This is a genomic window from Ochrobactrum sp. SFR4, from assembly GCF_019730395.1.
Classification (GTDB): domain Bacteria; phylum Pseudomonadota; class Alphaproteobacteria; order Rhizobiales; family Rhizobiaceae; genus Pseudochrobactrum.
Window position 1 is genome coordinate 1 of the sequence record NZ_JAAPBB010001027.1, and the last position, 255, is coordinate 255.

Here is a 255-nt window from a genome sequence, read left to right on the forward strand (position 1 = left end):
CGCTGCAATCAAAAACGGAATGCGCCACCCCCACTCTAAAAATGCTGCCTCGCCAACCAGACTACTAAGGAAAACAACTAAACCTGCACCAAGCAAAAAGCCTGCAATTGAGCCGAAATCCAGCCAGCTACCAAGGAATCCACGACGCCGATCTGGTGCATACTCTGCCACGAAGATAGCCGCGCCTGTGTATTCTCCCCCAACAGAGAAGCCTTGCGCCAATTTACATAAAAGCAGAAGAACCGGAGCCCATAT

General features: G+C 51.0%; 1 protein-coding gene. It reads right to left on the minus strand.

The features are described 5' to 3' along the window. On the minus strand, positions 1 to 255 hold a 255-nt coding region (locus HBA93_RS22175; RefSeq protein WP_221724679.1), incomplete at both ends, for an MFS transporter.